Source organism: Pseudomonas sp. ASL9, from assembly GCF_056680335.1.
Genome location: NZ_CM155277.1, coordinates 133,727 through 148,713, shown reverse-complemented (window position 1 = coordinate 148,713; position 14,987 = coordinate 133,727). Strand labels below are relative to the sequence as shown.

Annotated in this window: 16 protein-coding genes and 1 pseudogene; 3 read left to right on the top strand and 14 right to left on the bottom strand. The window is 55.2% G+C overall.

Translation table 11 applies throughout. The annotated features are described in order from the left end of the window. The first annotated feature begins 29 nt into the window (after window positions 1-29). Window positions 30-620 (top strand): vWA domain-containing protein, encoded by a 591-nt coding sequence (locus AC1ME2_RS00670; protein ID WP_480438683.1) that lies wholly within the window; start codon window positions 30-32, stop codon window positions 618-620. 179 nt (window positions 621-799) lie between these two features. Here the strand turns inward: AC1ME2_RS00670 and AC1ME2_RS00665 are convergent, their stop codons facing one another. After that, complete coding sequence (locus AC1ME2_RS00665; protein ID WP_480438681.1) at window positions 800-1,066, bottom strand: hypothetical protein; 267 nt, start codon at window positions 1,064-1,066, stop codon at window positions 800-802. 374 nt (window positions 1,067-1,440) lie between these two features. Here AC1ME2_RS00665 and AC1ME2_RS00660 point away from each other — a divergent pair, with 374 nt between their 5' ends. Next, entirely contained in the window at window positions 1,441-2,766 is a 1,326-nt protein-coding gene (locus tag AC1ME2_RS00660) for a sigma-54 dependent transcriptional regulator (protein ID WP_480438679.1), read from the top strand. 66 nt (window positions 2,767-2,832) lie between these two features. On the opposite strand, the gene AC1ME2_RS00655 is transcribed toward AC1ME2_RS00660, so the two are convergent. The 10 genes and pseudogenes from AC1ME2_RS00655 to AC1ME2_RS00610 form a co-directional block, all read right to left on the bottom strand. Beyond that, a complete protein-coding gene (locus AC1ME2_RS00655) occupies window positions 2,833-4,125 on the bottom strand; it encodes a hypothetical protein (protein WP_480442404.1) in 1,293 nt (430 codons plus the stop codon). A gap of 42 nt (window positions 4,126-4,167) precedes the next feature. Then, complete coding sequence (locus AC1ME2_RS00650) at window positions 4,168-4,914, bottom strand: hypothetical protein (RefSeq protein ID WP_480438677.1); 747 nt, start codon at window positions 4,912-4,914, stop codon at window positions 4,168-4,170. A gap of 32 nt (window positions 4,915-4,946) precedes the next feature. Beyond that, the gene (locus AC1ME2_RS00645; RefSeq protein WP_480438676.1) at window positions 4,947-5,627 is read right to left on the bottom strand and encodes a C39 family peptidase; all 681 of its coding nucleotides are present in this window, start codon (window positions 5,625-5,627) and stop codon (window positions 4,947-4,949) included. A gap of 103 nt (window positions 5,628-5,730) precedes the next feature. Continuing rightward, a complete protein-coding gene (locus AC1ME2_RS00640) occupies window positions 5,731-6,660 on the bottom strand; it encodes a heme utilization protein (protein WP_480438675.1) in 930 nt (309 codons plus the stop codon). 64 nt (window positions 6,661-6,724) lie between these two features. Next, window positions 6,725-7,303 carry an adhesin gene (locus AC1ME2_RS00635; RefSeq protein WP_480438674.1) on the bottom strand — a complete coding sequence of 193 codons (579 nt, stop codon included), beginning with the start codon at window positions 7,301-7,303 and terminating at the stop codon, window positions 6,725-6,727. 1 nt (window position 7,304) lies between these two features. Then, a complete protein-coding gene (locus AC1ME2_RS00630; RefSeq protein ID WP_480438672.1) occupies window positions 7,305-7,748 on the bottom strand; it encodes a hypothetical protein in 444 nt (147 codons plus the stop codon). Between the two features lie 334 nt (window positions 7,749-8,082). Continuing rightward, on the bottom strand, window positions 8,083-8,610 hold the full coding sequence (locus tag AC1ME2_RS00625) for an AAA family ATPase (protein ID WP_480438671.1): 528 nt from the start codon (window positions 8,608-8,610) through the stop codon (window positions 8,083-8,085). Beyond that, the gene (pnuC, locus tag AC1ME2_RS00620; protein ID WP_480438670.1) at window positions 8,607-9,173 is read right to left on the bottom strand and encodes a nicotinamide riboside transporter PnuC; all 567 of its coding nucleotides are present in this window, start codon (window positions 9,171-9,173) and stop codon (window positions 8,607-8,609) included. The genes AC1ME2_RS00625 and pnuC overlap by 4 nt, the downstream gene beginning before the upstream one ends. A 457-nt stretch (window positions 9,174-9,630) precedes the next feature. After that, window positions 9,631-10,365, bottom strand: a complete 735-nt coding sequence (locus AC1ME2_RS00615) for a methyl-accepting chemotaxis protein (RefSeq protein ID WP_480442402.1) — start codon at window positions 10,363-10,365, stop codon at window positions 9,631-9,633. Window positions 10,366-10,488: 123 nt separating this feature from the next. Then, window positions 10,489-11,175, bottom strand: a pseudogene (locus tag AC1ME2_RS00610) (cache domain-containing protein); the annotation flags it as partial. Window positions 11,176-11,616: 441 nt separating this feature from the next. Between AC1ME2_RS00610 and AC1ME2_RS00605 the strand changes: the two are divergent. Further along, window positions 11,617-12,078 (top strand): DUF1294 domain-containing protein, encoded by a 462-nt coding sequence (locus tag AC1ME2_RS00605; protein ID WP_480438668.1) that lies wholly within the window; start codon window positions 11,617-11,619, stop codon window positions 12,076-12,078. Here AC1ME2_RS00605 and AC1ME2_RS00600 read toward each other — a convergent pair. The 3 genes from AC1ME2_RS00600 to AC1ME2_RS00590 all read right to left on the bottom strand — a co-directional run bounded on the left by AC1ME2_RS00600 (window position 12,073) and on the right by AC1ME2_RS00590 (window position 14,940). Further along, a complete protein-coding gene (locus tag AC1ME2_RS00600) occupies window positions 12,073-12,420 on the bottom strand; it encodes an MmcQ/YjbR family DNA-binding protein (protein WP_480438667.1) in 348 nt (115 codons plus the stop codon). The two genes, AC1ME2_RS00605 and AC1ME2_RS00600, sit on opposite strands and share 6 nt — an antisense overlap. A 26-nt stretch (window positions 12,421-12,446) precedes the next feature. Next, a complete protein-coding gene (locus AC1ME2_RS00595; protein WP_480442400.1) occupies window positions 12,447-13,343 on the bottom strand; it encodes a LysR substrate-binding domain-containing protein in 897 nt (298 codons plus the stop codon). 688 nt (window positions 13,344-14,031) lie between these two features. Beyond that, entirely contained in the window at window positions 14,032-14,940 is a 909-nt protein-coding gene (locus AC1ME2_RS00590) for a carbohydrate kinase family protein (protein ID WP_480438666.1), read from the bottom strand. Window positions 14,941-14,987 lie beyond the last annotated feature (47 nt).

Here is a 14,987-nt window from a genome sequence, read left to right as displayed (position 1 = left end):
GAAGACTCATTGGCGGTAGAACCGGGGCTGTGCGGGCCGGAGCGGACGGCGCTATCAGCTGGCTGCCGACCCTGTTGCGCGGGCGCCCGAAACGGCGCAAAGACCTCATCCGCACGCCGCGCAGCAGTCGACCTCAGGAGCTATGGCTGGTCATTGTCGATGCATCGGCGTCGACCCGCCGGCATCAAGCCTTAAGTCAGGCCAAAGGCGTATTGAGCCAACTGTTTGATGATGCCTACCGCCGCCGCGTCCGCTTGGCATTGCTCACCGCCAGCGGTAATACCCCGCACTGGCAACATCAAGGCCTCAAAGCGTCCGCCGCACTACAACCCTGGCTCAACGCGCTGGGTGCGGGGGGTGGCACGCCGTTGATTGCGGCGCTTGAACAAGCCGAGCACTGGCTGACCTTGCGCCAAAAACAGCACCCAACCGAACAGCAGCGTCTGCTGCTATTGACCGATGGCCGGATCAAGGCGTTGCCGAACGTGCCTCGGCTAAGTTGCCCAAGCCTGCTGATCGACATAGAGCAGGGGCCGATTCGGCTGGGGCGAGCGGTGCAACTGGCCTCAGCGCTAGGGGCTGAGTATTGCCATATTGAATCGTTAACTCGGGTTTGCTGAGAGCAGGGAATGCCGGCTTGAAACTGCTTCGCAATCGGTTGCGAATAAGTTTGCTCCGAAGCAATCGCGGGCAAGCGCGCTCCTACTGATCCAGTTTGCTGCGCGACAGCGCGGCGTCGAAGACGTTGCAGAACCTCCTACAGGGTTCTGCAGTGTATTCAGAGCCGCGTTATTTCAGTTTACGAAGGCATGTGCCAAGGCATCAGGCTGTAGCCGTCCTGGCTGATTTCTGCCCGTGCTTGCTTCAGCAGACTTTCCAGCTGAGCAGGGTCGCGATAGGCGCTGCTCGGGATCTGCTTGCGTCCAATACGGGTGTTGGTGCGGTCGATGACGGTCAGACTGAGTTCGCCGTTGCCGTCTTGCGGGGCCCAGGCAACGCATTGAAAGGGCTCGAAGGCGTGGCCAGCAATCAAAAGTGCTTCGTTAAAGCGCAGTGGGGCGTTCATAGGTGTTCCTCTCCATGCCCAAATAGATCCAATCGCCGCCGGGGGGGGCTTACCGTTCGGCTGGTTACTTGTACTGATGACACAAGGGGTGGGGTAAGTCACAGTGTTGTGTAAATAATTTAATACTTTTCCTACCAACGGTACTAATCGTTGTTCGCCGTGGGTTTGCGGGGCCCTTTTTTCAACAAAACCAAAGCGCTTGATTAGCGGGCAAAATAGTTGGATGAGCTACTTTGTTTTGATTAGTGCTTTTTGGAATGATGCTTATAGTTAAACAGTACAAGAGCGTGTCAAAATTTTGCTAATGTAACAGCCGTATCAGCCAACTTACTGTTTCTAAAAAGGTTTATAAATATTGGCGCCAAGGAATCCTTATGCATGAATCGGCTCCACTACGTCGCCTATTGATTGTCGACCCTTGCGACGATTGTCACCGTTTGATTCCCGTTTTGCGCGAGGCTGGCTGGGATGTAGATAGCCGTACCCTTGAATCGGCCGCTGAGCGTACCTGCGACGTCGGGTTGCTGCGCCTGACGCCTTACCACGTAGAACATCCTGAAGCGATCAAGGACTTCATCACCCGCAGTAACACCGAATGGATTGCTGTGCTCAGCCCCGATGAGTTGCGTCTGCAAAAAATCGCCGATTTTGTTTGCGAATGGTTTTTTGACTTCCATACCTTGCCCTTCGATGTTTCAAGGGTACAAGTCACCCTCGGTCGCGCTTATGGCATGGCGCGACTTCGTGGGCAGGGCGCGGTCCATGTGCACGAACCTGAGCATGAACTATTGGGCGAAAGCCGGCCGATTCGTGAATTACGCAAATTATTGAGCAAACTGGCGCCGACTGAATCGCCCGTGTTGATTCGGGGTGAAAGTGGCACCGGTAAAGAACTGGTCGCTCGCACCTTGCATCGGCAGTCCCAGCGCAAAGGCAAGCCCTTCGTCGCAATCAATTGCGGCGCCATCCCTGAGCATTTGATTCAGTCCGAGTTGTTTGGCCATGAAAAGGGCGCCTTCACGGGCGCACATCAGCGCAAGATCGGACGAATCGAAGCCGCCAACGGCGGTACATTATTCCTTGATGAGATCGGCGATCTACCGTTGGAGCTACAGGCCAATCTGCTGCGATTTCTTCAGGAAAAACACATCGAGAGAGTCGGCGGACGTGAACCGATCACCGTCGACGTTCGTGTATTGGCAGCCACCCATGTTGACCTCGAGACAGCCATCCACCACGGGCGGTTTCGTGAGGATCTGTATTACCGCTTGAATGTCTTGCAAGTAGGCACGGCACCGTTACGTGAGCGGCACGGTGATCTGGCGATGTTAGCCAATCATTTTGCCCACTTCTACAGCCAGGAAACGGGGCGTCGTCCACGCAATTTCAGCCAGGATGCACTGGTTGCCATGGGCGAGCACAATTGGCCGGGCAACGTTCGCGAGTTGGCTAATCGGGTTCGGCGTGGCCTGGTGTTAGCCGAGGGGCGACAAATCGAGGCCGCCGACCTGGGCTTGGTCGGTCGTCAGGAAACCAGCGCTACCATGGGCACCCTTGATGATTATAAATCCCGTGCTGAGCGTCAGGCGCTGTGTGATGTGCTGACCCGACACAGTGATAACCTGAGCGTTGCCGCCAAAGTATTGGGGGTGTCGCGGCCGACTTTTTACAGGCTGCTGCACAAACATCAGATCCGCTGAGTTTTTTGACTCAATACAAAACCCGCGATGATCGCGGGCTTTGTATTGAAACCGCTTATACGACCATCAGAAGTAGTACGGGAATTTCAGGCTGAAGGTAAAGTCTGGCGCATCATTGGTCAGGCCAATGGAAAGGTTAGGCACGATGGTCAGTTTGTCTGATACGGCCATGGTCATGCCAACGTTGAAATACCCCGCATTGGCATCGCTGTTGCTGACGGTTTGCCAGCCCGCCCCATCCTGATTGACCTTGCTTTTCGTCGCGATCAGGTCGGACACGGAAAACGACATGCTCATCTTCTCGTTCAAGGCAAAGGCGATACCCGCGCCGATCTGGAACGTGTCACCCAATTTGACTTTGCCAGGGACTTGAACGCCTTCGGTAGGGCTGATATCACCGAATGAGTTTTGCATGTTGTAGGTATAAGCGATGCTGCCGAACAGCACAGCAGGGTCGATGGTCTTGATCAGCGAGAGGCCAGGCGTAAGGGACCACACGCCGTTGCCGGTTGGCAGACTTTGAGGCGTAAACAGGTTGTCGTTCTGACTGGATTTTTGCAGTTTGATACCATACGGGTCTTTACCGGTAGGCGTCTTGAGTCGCAGGGTAAAGATCGCATCCGGTGTATTGGCCGTCTCATCGAGGAATTTATAGGCGACCCCGAAGTTGATATCGCCCACGGTTGGATCGCGTTTCACGTCGACCTCGGAGATGGCGGTCGACGAATTGCCGGCACCGGCCGAAGAGTAAGTGGTATCCCGGTAGATAACGGGCACGTTGACATCGAACTGCCAACGCTGGTTCCAGTTGTAGCGTCCGGTCAAATCCAGGGTCCAGTTATCGGCCTTGATTTGATCGACGCCGATATTACCCAGGAAAATCGAATCCAGCGCCAGAAAACCGTTGAGGATCAACTGGTGAGTGTCGTAGTGGGTGTAGGTAAGACCGGTTTCCAGGCTGAACTTGCCTCCCCCGAAAAAGCCACTGGCCTCGTCATACAGGTTGGTCACGCTTTGTGCCGGTTGCGAGTCATCTTTAAGTGACTGGCCGTAAGAGCTGCCTGAGCCCGTGGCATGGCTATCGCTGCTGGCTACGGCAACGCCACTGCCCGTATTTACAGGTGTAGCCGGCGAGCGCAGCAGTCGTTTTGGCTGAGGCGTCGCTGGCTGGTCTTCGACCTGGCGCACCCGTTGTTCAAGCACCATCAGTGCTTTTTGCTGCACCTCATAACGTTGTTTCAACTCCATAAGTTCTTGTTTCAGTGTATCGACATCAGCATCTGTTGCCGCCTGGATATACGTCGTTGGCAACAGCGCCCCTAAACAGATAACTGCGCGAAACGAGAACGATTGATACATGTCAAAAGCCATCCATGTTCACATGATGAAACAGAGCGTAGATCAATAACCGGCGGAGTGAAGGCTCTTTAGCTGCTCCAGGTTGGAATTCAGTGCACCTGCAGAGCGCAGGTCGTTTCGTAGCACAACATTCAGTTGCGTCAAGTTATTAACTTGATTCCCCGCACCTGTCAGGTTGACAGCCTGCATGAGGCCGCCCGAAGCAATAAGCTGCATCGCGTTGCCTTGGTTGTTATTGGCTTGAAGGGTTAATTGCACGCCACCATTGACGGACGATACCGATACATTGCCTGCGCCGTTGGCGCCGGTAATGGTTGAGCCGCTGGTCAATGCCTGACCTTGGTTGGCCGCCGGAGCCGGTGCCTGGCCATTTTGTTGGACGTTGATATCAACATTGTTGGTGGAGCTATTACCGTCGCCCGCTGTGCGTGTACTTTGCGTAACGCCCTGAATAGTAGTGAGGCCTGCTCCTCCCGTAATTGAGCCGCGACCGTTAGCCTGTGTTGACCCATTCCCTTTCTGGTTAATGAACGCGACATAGAACTGAGGTTTTATCGTGTTTTTTTGTACTTGCAGTGTCGTTTGTGCACCGAGAACATCCCCAGCGGCATTTTGCCAAGTGCTGGTCATGGTCATGCCGAAATAAACAATTCGGTCCGGCATCACATAACGACCGCGTAACTGCGACAGTTCCTGGTCCTTGAGCTCGATGGGTTTGAAGACCGTGGAGGCATGCGTCGGCAGACTAGCGGCCATCCAGGCAGCGGCCAGCCAGTAATGGATTTTCATGTGCTACTCCCATTCCATTGCCACTTTTTTTATTAGAAGAAATCACTTTGCAAAAAGCCGAACTCCATCAGCTCTGCATCTTTGACCGGGCTGAATGTGTCTACGCGACCTCTGGCGGTTAATGGCAATGGCGGATCGAGCAGGGCGTTATGTTTGTCGTACCCCGGACCGATGACCGCGAAAATAATGCCGTTCCAGCCTTTAGCGAAGTCTTCACGCGAGTAGCGCTTGTGGCCAAGTACTGGATCACCTATGTACACCCAATCCTTCTGAGTCTTTTGCAGCACGACGAAATGCTTGTAGCCGCGAATATCCATCAGCACCACGACCGGGATGGTCAGGCGGTCCAGGCTTTCCGCTGGAATGCGGTAGCCTCGGGCACGCATGCCGATGCTTTCGATGTAGCGTTTCATGTCGAGCATGGAGAAACCCTGTGTCCGCACAAGGTCCTGGTCCGCAGTCAGCAGCATGCCTTCGATAAGCTGGTTCTCAGTCACGTCCAGCCAATAGGCTTGGCGCAACACAGTGGCCAGCGCGGCAGCACCGCAGCTGAAATCAGTCTTTTGCTCCACTAGATCGCTGAAACGCCGCTCGCGCATGCTCTGGATATGCTTGTAGACCAGATTCGAGCCTGGTAACCCGGGGATCGCTATTTGACCTGCTTGTGACAGGCCAGCAACCAAAAGCAGGCAGAAGAGGGCAATACTACGCATGATCATTACGCCTTGGCCGTTTAAGTCACTTCAGCAAAGTAATACTTCCAACAGTGCTTGGAAAAAGGGGGTCTCTTGCGAGAACCCCTGATTATCGTCGCATTTACATGCAAGATTTGCAGCCTGCGGCGATGGACAGCGAGTTGCTTTGTTGGTTGCCGATGCCCGCAGATACGTTGGCGCCAATGTTACCCGACACGTTGTTCAGCGAATTGCTCATGGTAGCGCTGTTGGTCACAGGGTTTGCCCAACCCGTAGGGGTCAAGACTTGATAAGTCGCTACCCCACTCAATTCCACTGTGCCGCTCTCGGTGAAGGATAGTTTGTTTTTGCCATTGTCATTGCTGCTGTCACGGCCCCTGCCGCCACGGCTGTCGTTATCGTCAACGAGGCCTTGGCCTGTCCCTTTGTAAGCGCCAGCCACAGCAATGGTTGACTTGAGGGTGGTGATGGTGTTGGTACGATCAGCATAGTTGCCGACAGTGGTGTTGTTGGACGTTTGATTGGCGGACGCCGTAGCGGTGGCCACCCGACCGCCAGACACGGCAATCGCCAAGTTGTTTTTCTGTTGGTTGTAGTCGCCAGACGCCGCGTTCATACCAATATTGCCGGAGCTACTATTGCCCGAGTTCGAGAGCGCGGTAGTGGCGTGGGTGGAATAGTTGGCAGCCGTATTATTGTTGTTGGTCTGGGTGGCACTGGTTGTAGAGACCGCAGTACCGAAAATGAAGCTTTGATCGGCAGTGGCGATGGCTGCAGCGTTGTCCTGTTGGTTCGCGTTGCCGCCTGCGACGTTAACTCCCAGATTGCCATTGGCGTTGGAACCCGAGCCATTGAGCGTGGCGCTGTCTTGAGTGCCTTGGTTGAGGACGGTGTTGTCATGGCTACTTTGTGCATCCATTACCGTCGCAGTAGCGCCTGCGCTCAGCGCAAGGCTAGGGTCGTTATCATTGCGTTGTTGAGCGTGTGCTGCTACAGCCATGACCGCTGCCAGAGCGAAGACCAGAGGCTTGATTGCCATTGTAGGTTGCATGGTGTTTCTCCATTCTTATTAGAGTGTTAAGTGTTTGAACGTTGTGTAGCTGTATTCCTTTGGGTCAGTTGGAGACCCGTACGCTCAGGGTGTTGACCGATTGGTTCCCCACCCCGGCGCTCTGGTTCAACTGAACAACTCCTCGACTACCGGTGAAGGCCTGATCGCTGGTAGCGACCTGGCGGTTGCCGGGAGAGTGTTCAGGTGTGCCGGAGCCTTGCAACAGCGCCACGTTTTGCTGTGAAAGGACGCTGTCGTCGATGCTTTGCGGCTGGACACTGATGCCCAGGCGCACTGCGTTGATTTGTTGGTTATTGGCGCCAGATGACTGGTTGACCCCCAGGATCCCGCTACCATTGCTGAACGCATTGCCTTGGATGGCTGACCGCGTGTCCCGTGCAGGATCAGCTCGGGTATTCAGCTGTTGACGGTATTGGCCAGTGGCCTGAACTTCAGTACCCACGGCGATAGCACGACCGTTGACTTGTTGCTGTTGATCGCCAGCCGCCTGGTTTACCGAAAAGTTGCCTTGATAATTTTGGCCGGAGCTGTCGATGACGGCCTGATCAACCACTGGGCTGTTTGAGTCGGCCAGCGCCGCGCAGGAGCAGAACATTGCGACGAGCAGGAGTGAGCGAGTCATCTCAACGGTCTCCCGAAAGCATGCGCAACGGAGCGAGACCTTGCTGGACGGCACTGGTCACCTGACTGCTTATGCCACTGACTGCACCGCCTGAATGACCCGCGTCTACGCCGGGCAGCCCGCGGCTGACTGTATTCAAGCCGCTTAGGGTGCCGCCGGGCATAAGCAAGTGATTGATGGTTGCACCGCTGCTGACGCTGGCAAAATCGCCGTCAGTCAATTCGGAGTTGGCCAATGCGCCGTTGACCTGACTCGATGGGTTGGCGTTGACAGTGGTGGGATTTGGATCTGGACGCATCAAGGGGCGGGTGGCGACGTGAGGCTGAACGGTTCGTTCAATGACAATGACGCCGTCACCCGCGGCAAATACGGGGAGGCTGAAGGATGCGCTGCTGATGCATCCAATCATTACAAGATCAAATATCCCTTTTTTGACGCGCCCCATGACTGCTCTTCCTTTCGTTGATGCGCTGGCCCTAATCAGCGATGCAGGAAAGAGAGCAGAAGCTGTGCCGCTTTTAATTTTGTTATATAAATCAGCTTCTTGAAGTTTAAGGCGTAAAAACTTTCAACACCGGTGTAACGATGTTGAAACAGCCTCAATTGAACAGATGGGTGTGTCTGAAAGGTCACACAGGCAATCGGTCCTTCAACAACCTGTATCAGAGACTTAACAGAAAGTGTCAATAAATAGTCGAACCTGTCTGGGTCAGGCTTCTCACGTCATTGATGTGTTTCAAAAATGGACAACGGCCTGTGTAAATCGACCGTTATGCGGCTTACTGCGCACTCAGTAGGTCGTCGATCGCTGCAAATACTTGTTCACGTCTGCTATCCCGCTCGCCGCTGATCACGCGGTACGGTTGTTGGTGCTGCTTCAACCATTGTTCACTGGCAGCAAAAAACGCTTGGCGTTCACTCAGGTCCGGCTGGCAGCGCTGGCCATCGCTGACCCAATCGACCCCTTCGGGTGCCAACAACACATGTAAATCGTAATGGCGAGCTAATAGCTGTTGTTCGAGCCAGCCCGGGCAATCGCCGAACAGGGTTAGACTCCAGAGCATATTGCTCAGCAGGTGGGTGTCGAGAATCAGCAGTCCAGGGTGCCTTGATCGAGCGGTATCCTCCCAAGCCAACTGACCTTCGGCAATGGTCGGGACATCGGAATAACACGTGTCGCGGGCCTGTTGCTCAATAAAATAGCGAACATACTCACCCACCAACTCGCCACCGAAATGGTTTTGTACCTGTGCCGCGAGCCAGCTCTTGCCGCTGGATTCAGGGCCCGCCAGAACCAGTACTTTCATGGGCTTACAACGGCTTGTTCATGGCGCCACTCACGCCAGCCCAGCACGGCAATCAGCGTAAACAGCGCATACAGCGCCGCAGTGAGGTGCAGCTCTTTATAGACGAAGAGGCTGACGAATATCACATCCAACACGATCCACAGCGGCCAGCACTGGATGCGCTTTTGCGCCATCCACACTTGGGCCACCAAACTGAAGCCGGTCAGTGCGGCGTCCAGCCAGGGTTGCGCAGCGTCGGTAAAGTGAGCCATTGCCGCACCTAACGCCAAGCTGCCGCCCGCGCCGAGTGCCAGACTCAGGAATAGCGGGCCTGTGCCGAGATACGTGACGACGCGCCCCTGCTGCACCTCGCTGCGCCGCGTCCATTGCCACCAGCCGTAAAGCTGCAGCACGGCATAGATCATTTGCAAAAGCATGTCCGAGTACAGCTTCACGTTGAAGAAGACCCAGGCATAAAGCAGGACCATGACCAGGCCGATGGGCCAGCACCAGACATTCTGCTTCACGGTCAGCCAGACGGCTATCACGCCTAGCCCAGCCGCGAACAGTTCGAGCCCGGACATGGCAACTCCTTAGAGGACAACGAGAAAAAATCGGGAGGGGATTGTAAACGCATACGCAGGGGGGGAGGGAGGCCCGCCGCGTCTTCGACGCCGCGCTGTCGGGCAGCAAACTGTAGCTGCCGAAGGCTGCGATAAGGTCAGCACGACCTTCAGCGGTCTCAAGAAAGCGACCGGTTCCGTCGGACGCGACCCCGGGGCGATCGCAGCCTTCGGCAGCTCCTACAGGGGGTCAGCGTTTGGCTGAAAATAACTTGCAATTTATATTTTATTTTTCAATTGGTTATAGGTTGTTTGATGAGAGATGGCGTTATAGGGGCTTCTGGCAAGACAGCAAAACGTGCCTTCACACATCCTGTGAAAGTGAGCTTACCCACAAAAGCGACGTGCTTGGCACGCCGCATTGGCACATCCGCAGGTCAACCTGTTCCCACGGACCTTGGTAGCTGTGGGGGCAGGGCTATACCCGAAACTGCCCCAACAACCTATTCAACTGATTACTCAGGTCGCGCAGGTGCACACTCGCCTCACTGGAACGCTCGGCAGCGTTGGCGGTGTTTTGTGACAGGCCTGCCGCCTGGGTGACGTTCTGGTTGATGTCTTCGACCACATGAGCCTGTTGCAAGGTGGCGCTAGCGATCGAGGCGTTCAGGCCATTGAGGTTGCGCAGTGCCTGGGCAATCGAGTTCAGGCTCTGACCGGCCTGGCTGGCTTGTTCGATGGTTAACTGCGAAGCGTGGCTGCTGTCGCCGATGACTTTGACTGCTGCGTCTGAGTGGTGTTGCAGACGCTCTATCATCGACTGGATTTCAGCCGTTGATTTCTGCGTGCGCTGTGCCAACAGGCGCACCTCGTCGGCTACCACGGCAAAGCCCCTGCCTTGTTCTCCGGCGCGGGCCGCTTCGATAGCAGCGTTCAACGCCAGCAGGTTGGTCTGGTCGGCAATGGAGCGAATCACCTCCAGGACACTGCCGATCTGCGTGCTTTCGGCTGCCAGGGTCTGGATAACAGTTACTGCCTGGGTAATGGTGCCGGACAATTGATCGATCTGACGCAGGCTGCTGTCGATATTGATCTGCCCTTGCTTGGCCTGGGCTTCGGCGTCGCGCATTTCACTGGCGGCCTGTTCGGCGTTTTTCGCCACGTCCTGAACACCGTAGGTCACTTCATTGATGGCCGTGGCCACCAACTCCATTTGTTGCGACTGTTGCTGGCTGTGCGCCTGAGCCTGGCTCGAATTGTTGCCCAGTTCGGTGGCCGCCTGGCCCAACGCTGCAGCGGCAGACAGCAATTGGCGCACGACCTGATGCATTTTTGTGGTGAAGGCGTTGAAGTGGGTCGCGAGTTGCGTGACTTCATCCTGGCCGTGAGTATCCAGACTCCGCGTTAGATCACTTTCGCCACTGGCGATGCTGGCCATGGCGTCGACGGCTTCCTGTAATGGCCGGACAATGCTTCGGGATATCATCACGACCAGCAGTGCCATGATCAGCGCAATGCCCAAACCTGCAATGGATGCTTTCCACACCTTCGCGTAGAACTCAGCCTGCATGTCATCGATGTACACCCCCGAACCCAACACCCAGCCCCAGGGTTCGAACAGTTTCACGTAAGAGGTTTTTTGCACCGGTTCGCTGGAACCGGGTTTTGGCCAACGGTAGGCTATGGGGCCTGCGCCTTTGGTTTTGGCGACAGTGACCATCTCGTTGAACAGGGCAAAGCCATCAGGGTCTTTGATGCCCGACAAGTCCTGGCCCTCAAGCTTTTGATTGACCGGGTGCATGATCATCACCGGTCGCAGGTCGTTGATCCAGAAATACTCGTTCTGGTTGTAGCGCAATCCTCGTATGGCAGTCTGTGCTTGCAGTTGGGCTTGCTCGCGAGTGAGTTTGCCGGCGGTTTCCTGATCGTGGAAGTACGTGAGTACGCCACTGGCAGCGTCTACTAGCTGCTGCGTTTTTTCGGCTTTGGCAGCATAAAGGTCAGTGTGGATCTGCTTGAGCATCAATATTCCGAGCATCAACAGCATCAGCACAGAGACCACCAGAATCAGCCACAACCGGCGGCTGATCGACAAACTGCGCAAACTATTCATGAAATTCCGCTCCTTCATTTATTGTTCTTTTTCCGTCATACAGCCGGAATAAAGTATGCGCTACACGGGTAGGGCTAGAGCACTAATTCGTCACGTCTGGTAGGCTTTCGGCGGTTTTTGACTAAACATGAATGGTTCCCGGGGGTTTTTACGTCCTGGCAATCATCATGTCAGTCCTGTGTGCATCGCGCGTCGCTTGCGTCATCATTAAAAGCACTAAAGAAGCGTGCCGAGGGCATTGCTTTATGGGGGAGTGATGGATGTTCGGATCGCCTTCGGCCTGTTTATTCTGGCGACCTGGTAGTTTGGCTGGATCGACTGGTCCTCTGCGGCCGCTCAAGGATAAGACCGATGGAACAACGCACTCAACCTCAAGGCAAGTCGCGTGAAGGCAAGGCTGGACCCAATGTACGCGGGGCTAAACAGTCGGTGCAGCATGTGCGGCTCAAGCTCTTCATTTTTTTGGGGTTGTGCGCGTTGCCAGGTTTCGGAGCGCTGTCGATGGCGATCAGAGGCGTTTCGGCGATCCCCGCCTGCGGCTATTTAGTGATGAGCCTGCTGACGTTCTTCCTATATTGGCGCGATAAACGCCAGGCCCGCAATGACGGTTGGCGCACGCCGGAAAAAATCTTGCATGGCGCCGAGTTGCTGGGCGGCTGGCCGGGTGCCTTGCTGGCACAGCAGAGCTTGCGGCACAAAACCCGCAAGCTCTCTTATCAAACGGTGTTCTGGGTGATCGTCGGGTTGCATCAGGTGTTCTGGATCGACCGCTTGTTTCTGGGCAGTCATTACTTGGCCCGTCATTTCTTATGACACCTTCAAGCCGACCTGCCGAATCTTGGGCAGCTTGCTCACCACCAACTGGTGCGAGCGTGTCAGCAGATCGCGTAATTCATTGCCGCTCATGGGGTAGGGTGGGACCATGCTGATCCAATACGCGCGGGCTAGATAAGGCGCGGGGCGGATGCCCGGTCGGTCGACATAACCCAGAAACAGCTCTGCACCGACCTTGAACGACAACCCGGCACCTGCCAGATCGAGTACCGCGAACATTTTCGTTTGCGCCACTGAAAAAACCCGAGTGCCGCCCCATTTGTAATCCTCGCGGGCGCCCGGCAGTTGCAGACAAAACTGTGCGACGTGTTCAGGACTCATCTTCTTATCCCTATCGATCAATGCAGTCAGTCATGACAGCGCAAGTCATCTGTGAACGCGCGGGTGATGTGATCAATCCACGCCCTCACCGCCGGAAGCGTCCCACGACGCTGGGTGTAAGCCGCTTGCAGATGGCCCCCAGGCAGTGACCAGTCAGGCAACAACTGAATCAGGCGACCATCGTCCAGCTCCTCACGGCAATTCATCATCGGCAACATGGTTAGGCCCAAGCCACTCAAGGCGGCACTTTTACGGAGGGGGAAGTCATCAATGGCCAAACGGGCCTCCATTGCGACTTCACACTGCTCACCGCTGCTGTGGACCAATGCATAGTGAACCTTGCGATCAGCCTCGATGGCACCCAGTACCGGCAGGCTCGCCAGATCTTGGGGTGTGCTGATGACGCGACCGGCCAGCAATGCGGGTGACGCCACCAACACCGCGTGGGCCGGGGCCAGTTGGCGAACGATCAGACTGGGGTCTTCATCGCCGACGTCACGCACCCGCAGCGCTATATCAATGCCCTCATTCACCAGATCGACACGTCGATTGACCAGCAACATTTCCAGCTGGACCTGAGGGTGGCTGGCCAGAAAAGTGTTGATCACGCTGGCCAGATTCCAATGAATCAAGCCTACCGGGCACGAAACCCGCAGCCGCCCACGAGGTTCCGCCGACAGTGAGGCGACGGCCTCATCGGCCATTTCTGCTTCCAGCAACATGGCTTGGCAATGCTGCAGATAACGCTCGCCAACGGCTGTCAGCGCCAGTTTGCGCGTGGTGCGTTGCAGCAGGCTGGCGTTAAGGCGGGTTTCCAGCTCGGCGATACGCCGAGACAGGCGGGATTTGGGAATGCCCAGCAAACGCCCCGCAGCCGCGAAGCCTCCGGCCTCGACAACTTTGGCGAAGTAATACAGATCCATCAGATTCCAATTCAAACCAGTTTTCAAAGTAGCACATTCTCTTCATTAATCAGGGGGTTGAGACGATTCTAGCTCTTGATAACTTGTCATTCCTTGAACTCCAGAGCGGGGTGGCTTTGGCTTCAGATTTTAGACGCATTTCCGCTGGAGCCCTTCCACATCCTCCAACACTCCAACTTGAGCCTTGGCGTGAAAGCGCTCAGCAATTTCACATAGCCCAGTGTTTCTGTCATCGCTCAGGCATTCTGCGTCTTGGAGTGGAGCGCATGTGGGTCATCTCGTCGAGTCCTTTGCCCACAATTCTAATGCGAGAAGCCGCGATTCGTTTGAGCAGAGAAGGGGGGTGATGGGCGCGACTCAGGTTCTGAGAAGTCACAGTGGGATGATGAAAGAAGAGTTGGTCGGAGAGGGTTGTATGAGCCCCTAAGTGCAGATTTTCAAGATGTCTATCCATTGCTATGGCAGTACGCTCAACCTGGAATGGCATTGGGAAAAACACAGCGTTTTTTGATATTTATCGATTAATTCAGGCAGCTGGTTTGGATACAACGAGCTGCCTCTAAAACTGATTCAGCCAGGAACAAAATCAAGCGGCACTTCGCTTGTTGATTTTATTTCTTCCATCGCAAACATGGACGTGATGCTTGAAGCGGGCAACTGTCCGATGTTTTTTATATAGTTGCTTCCATCAGTTATCAAGCAACGTCTGAAGTAAGTCTTCCACATCGGCTAACGTTGGAGCATGGGCTCCGGCATGGCGGCACGATATGGATGCGCAGGCTGCTGAAAATCGCAGGCGCTCCCCCAAGTCGGTAATCCCGAGTAAGTCCGACGCAAGCCAACCGGCCATGCAAGCATCACCTGCACCTACCGTATCTGCGACGTCCACGGCTATAGCTGGCTGCTCGTGTTGGCTGTCCGGCGTGAACAGAATCATCCCGTGTTCACCTCGGGTAAACAATATCTGCGCCTGAGGGTTAAGAGCGCGAAGCTCATTCATTGCTTGGTGTTCTGTCAGCCCTGGATAAATTTGCCGAAGGTCTTCGTCGGAAAGCTTAATCATGTCGGCCAAGGTGGTCATTATCGGGAAGGTCTGCTCCCGATAGTGGCTGTCCATCAAATTACGCCAGTTCGGATCATAGCTAATCCGTTTACCTTCCCCTTTCGCTCGCTGAGCGAGGTTGACCAGCGTGTCTGCAAGTGGCTGGCGAGCCAAGCTGATGCAGCTGAAATGACACACCTCCGCTTGGTCGATCCATCCTTCCGGCATCAGACCAGGATCAAAAAACAGATCGGCATCTCCAGCAAAAAAATATCTCGGAGGACGGCTCGAAGGAACGATGGCGACCAAGGGATCTCGGTCTACTCGTTGTATAAATCTCATATCTAAACCTGCCAACTCTGACTGCCTGGCTATCTCGTCGCCTAGGGAGTCCGCACTGACAGATCCTGCGAAGGCGCTGCTAACGCCCAAGCGACTGAGCGCACGCGCAACATTCCAGGGAGCACCGCCTGGATAGCCCTTCCATTGTCCGGGGGCGCCTTGGACAAGGTCGGTCAGGGCTTCGCCAAATACTACTGCGCGAGGCAATACCATCGTCATTTCCTCAATTTTTTGTCAAAGGGACTGCTGCTGGCTGATCA